Here is a 4,713-nt window from a genome sequence, read left to right on the forward strand (position 1 = left end):
TTAATGCTAAAGAATTAGCTAAATACCCATAAATTAATTCAGCAAACATTACTACAAAAGTTACTATAAAGCTTAATAACAATGCTTTTTTATTCTTAGTAAAATCATAAGAATGAGTATGAGAATGATTGTGGTGTTCGTGTGAGTGATTGGAATTATGGTGTGAATGATTATGGTGTGAGTGATTACAAGAATGATTGTTTGAATGTTGTTTTATTGGTTTATGAATTAAGTCTTGATAGGTGCAAGTCATTGTTTTTCCTTTAAATTTAGTTTAAACAAATAAATAACAAATGTAACATTTATTTCTTAATTTAAAATAAACTTAAAAAATATATTTGAATTAAAATTAAAATATTTTATAATTTTAGGAGCTAAAAAGCTCCTATTTTTAGCCGTTGAATTTGGTATTGTAATCAAGATAAACAACATGAGTTGCAAGGTATTCATAAAGTCCGTGCTTACCATCAGCTCCACCTATGCCACTCTTTCTAAATCCTGCGTGAAAGCCTTGCATAGCTTCAAAATTCTCACGATTTATATAAGTTTCGCCAAACTTAATCTCACGGCAAGCTCTCATAGCTGTGTTTAGATTTTCTGTATAAATACTACTTGTAAGTCCATATTCACAATCATTTGCCATATCAATTGCTTCATCTAGTGTATCAAAACTTGTAACTGGTAAAATCGGCGCAAAGATTTCTTTTTGCATAATATCGCTTTTATGGTCTGCATTGCTAAGTAGTGTAGCTGGGTAGAAATATCCACTAGTATCAGTAATCTTACCACCAACTTCTAATTTTGCACCTTGCTCAAGTGCGCGTTTTAACATTGCATCAGCATTTTTAACCCCTGCTTCATTTACAAGTGGCCCCATATCAAAATTACCTTTTGCAGTATTTCCGAATGTAATTTTGCTAAACTCATCAGCCATTTTGTTAATAAACTCATCATATCTTGATTTATGCACATAAACACGCTCAGCACAATTGCAAACTTGCCCGTTATTGCAAATCCTACTTGCTTTAATTGCAGGAATTACTAAATCCATATTTGCATCTTTGCATACGATTGCAGGTGCTTTTCCACCAAGCTCAAGATTTACTTTTATAACATTTTTTGCAGCTGCTTGCATAACTCTAACTCCAGCTTCAACGCTACCTGTTACACTTACCATTCCAATTAGTGGGTTTGAGCTTAGCTCATCTCCAACCTCACTTCCTTTTCCGCTAACAAGTGAGAAAACTCCTTTAGGAACTCCAGCTTCATGAGCTAATTTTGCAAATTCAAATGCGTTGTTTGGAGTTTCGCTACTTGGCTTAATTACTATTGTATTTCCTGTTACAAACGCAGGTGCAAGTTTTCTAACTATTAAGAAAAACGGGAAATTCCAAGGTAAAATTCCTGTCGTAACACCAATTGCAGTTCTAAATAAAAAGATATTTTCATTTGCTCTATCGCTTTGAATAATTTCTCCTTCATAAGTTCTTGCAAATCCTGCCATATAATCTAAATAATCAGCCGCAAAATCAATCTCAACTTCAGCTAAACCTCTAACCTTGCCTTGCTCTTCTTGTAAAATATCAGCTAGTTTTACTCTATCTCTACGAATTAATTGTGCGATTTTTTTAAGGTAATTTGCACGCTCAATAGCTGGAAGTGCTTCCCAGTTTTTACCCGCTCTTTTTGCAGCTTCAAGCGCTCTTTTAGCATCATCTCTTGTGCCTAGTGGATATTCACTAACTTGCTCTTTTGTAGCAGGATTATAAACAGGTGCCATTTCTCTTTTTTCAGTAACAAACTCACCATCAATATACATTTGATAACTCTTCATAACTTCTCCTTTTTTAAATGATTTTGAAATATCTTATCAAGGAATATTAATTATTTTTGTATATTCAAAAAAAATTATAATTTTTTTACGAGAATGTGAAAAAAAGTAACACTTTAGTATTTTTAAAAAAGAATTTGAAATAAGCATTTCAAATTCTATAAAGGTTATTTTCTATAACCCATTGTAAATATTTCATTTGAGCTATCGTCTAAAAGATTTAAATACCTTTCGTAATGCTTTAAAATATCTACTATTATTTCTTTTTCATTTAAATATTTTATATCATAACCTAGTCTATCATCGCCAAAAAATGTTATAGGTCTATATTCAAATTCCTTTGATAAATTAGGCAAATTCTCATCGTCTAATAAGGTTTTATTTACTTCGTGTTTTTCTATTTTTACCCCGTAAATAAAATCTTTTGATAAGTCTTTTTTAATCACTAAACTAATTTTATTTTTTTCTTCTTTTATTAGTGCTTTTAATCCACGCTCGCTTAATTTATCGCAAATCTTTTGCATAGCAGGTTTTACAAGCTCGTTTAAAAACTCTTGCATATCTTTTATTTGAGATTGTTTTAAAATTAAATCAAGCCTTTGTTCCCAAAAATCTCCACTCCAATAAACACTAGCCTTACTAACTCTTGTATTAAAATATCTACTATCAACTATTAAGCCTTTAAGTAGTGATGCACACATAATTACAAGCATTAAAGCAAACGGAAGTGCAACTATCATAGTAACGCTTAAAATAGTATCAAGCCCACCAGAATATGATAAAGATATTGCAATAGCAATTAAACTAATGCCCCATAAAATACTTTGCCATTTATAAGGTTTTTCTTTGCCACCACTTGCTAAAGAATTTAAAACAAATATTCCACTATCAGCAGAAGTGATAAAAAATAAAACTAAAACTACTAGAGCTAAAATAGTGCTAATTTGTGAAAATGGTAAAAGATTTAAAAACTCAAATAATAATTTTTCAGAACTTTGAGAAAAATTACTTAAAATTTCATTATATTTTAAAGCAGAATTTCCAAATACACTAAACCATAAAACATTAAAAGAAGTAGGAACAATCAAAACTCCAAATATAAATTCTCTAATAGTTCTACCACGAGAAATCTTTGCTATAAAAAAGCCAACAAAAGGCGCCCAACTAAGCCACCAAGCCCAATAAAAAATAGTCCAAGAATTAAACCAACTAATATAATCTTTATTATATGTATAGGTTTTAAAACTAAGCTCAACTATATTTGAAAAATATAGCCCTAAATTAGAACTAAAATCAGATAATAGCTCAACCAAATCACCACTAACTAATACAAAAATCATTAGTAAAAACGCTAAAAGCAAATTAATCTCGCTTAATATTTTAAGCCCTTTATTAACTCCACTAATAGCTGAAATAGTAGATAAACTAACAACTATTAATATAATAATTGCTTGTTCGCTAAATGAAATATCACTAAGCCAAGCAATATTAACAAGTCCTGCATTTAAAGAACTTGCAGAATATCCAAGTGTTGTGCTAATTCCAAAAACGGTTACAATTAATGCCAAAATATCAATAACATTGCCCCAAAATCCGTAAATTTTATCTTTTAAAAAAGGATAAAAAGCACTTCTTAAAGTTAAAGGCATTTTATAACGAAAACCAAAATAAGCCATAGCTAAAGCACAAACCCCATAAATAGCCCAAGGATGAATTCCCCAGTGAAATAGAGTATGAATTAAAGCTTCTTTATCATCTATATTTAATGATTTTTTATGAATTATAGGCTCAGCCACACCAAAATACATAAGCCCAACGCCCATTCCAGTAGCAAACAACATAGAAAGCCAAGAAAAAAAGCTAAAACTAGGCTCATCATCATCTTTACCTAATTTTATATCTCCAAATTTAGATAAAGCTAATAAGACCATAAATCCTACAAAAAAACTAACACTAAGTATAAAAAACCAAGAAAAATTAGTAAAAACTGAAGTTTTAATATTATTCAAAATACTACTTGTAAATTCTGGTAAAAATATACTTAGTAAAACTAAAATTACAATAAATACTATGCTTGGAACAAACACAGCGGGTAAAAAACTCGTTTTTATCTTCATATTTTCTCCTTGCGTTTTCAGTCTAACAAGGCTTAGTTAATGAGATTTGCAAGATTTAGATGATAATTACATAATTTGTCTATATAAAAGAAAAATTAGCCATTAACCTAAAAAATTTTTTATATCAATTTCTTCAAAAAAATTTATATAGTTTTTAATAAATTTTTTATAAATATATATGTAATAATCATAAAAGATAATAATAAAAAATAAAAATTATAATATGCAAAAACACTTAAAAAATCTAAAATTAAAATATTATAAGATTTTAAAAAAGATTGATATATCAGCATACTTAGAATTAAAATAGCTAATATAAATAACTTAATAAGTAAAGATTTTTACTTGTATTAGTGTTTATATTAGTATTAAGATTTGCAAAATCATTATAAATAAAAACAACAATAAAAATACAAAATTAAACCCTAAAAATAAAACTTCACTTTTTAATAAATAATAATTTATAAAAGGATAAGATAAAATCAATAAAATATTTTTATATACTTTCTTAATCCTATAAACCAAGCTAATGCCTAGAATATAAAGAAAAATAAATACAAAAGATATATTTAAAATTTGAAAAACATATTCAAATAATATATAAAAAAACAAAAAATATACCTAGTAAAGCTAAGAATTTAAAATAAAGTTTTTTAGATAAATCTATATGAAATTCAATAAAAATATATTTAGCAAAATCTCTTTAATTTCTTTCATTTTTCCTACCTTAATCATATTTTTAAATCATATCTAAAACCTATTAAT

The 4,713-nt window shown here is 27.8% G+C and carries 2 protein-coding genes and 1 pseudogene; all 3 read right to left on the reverse strand.

Annotated elements, in window-relative coordinates; all coding sequences use genetic code 11:
- Nucleotides 1-253, reverse strand: a pseudogene (locus KJQ97_RS08770) (cation diffusion facilitator family transporter); the annotation flags it as partial.
- Between the two features lie 138 nt (nt 254-391).
- The gene (aldA, locus tag KJQ97_RS08775) at nt 392-1,834 is read right to left on the reverse strand and encodes an aldehyde dehydrogenase (RefSeq protein ID WP_214118058.1); all 1,443 of its coding nucleotides are present in this window, start codon (nt 1,832-1,834) and stop codon (nt 392-394) included.
- Between the two features lie 164 nt (nt 1,835-1,998).
- On the reverse strand, nt 1,999-3,948 hold the full coding sequence (locus tag KJQ97_RS08780; RefSeq protein ID WP_214118060.1) for a BCCT family transporter: 1,950 nt from the start codon (nt 3,946-3,948) through the stop codon (nt 1,999-2,001).
- Nucleotides 3,949-4,713 lie beyond the last annotated feature (765 nt).

Source organism: Campylobacter sp. 2018MI01, from assembly GCF_018501205.1.
Lineage (GTDB): Bacteria > Campylobacterota > Campylobacteria > Campylobacterales > Campylobacteraceae > Campylobacter_E.

Coding starts and splice junctions, on each gene's coding strand:
- aldA (WP_214118058.1), bottom strand. CDS start 1,834: ATGAAGAGTTATCAAATGTATATTGATGGTGAGTTTGTTACTGAAAAA.
- KJQ97_RS08780 (WP_214118060.1), bottom strand. CDS start 3,948: ATGAAGATAAAAACGAGTTTTTTACCCGCTGTGTTTGTTCCAAGCATA.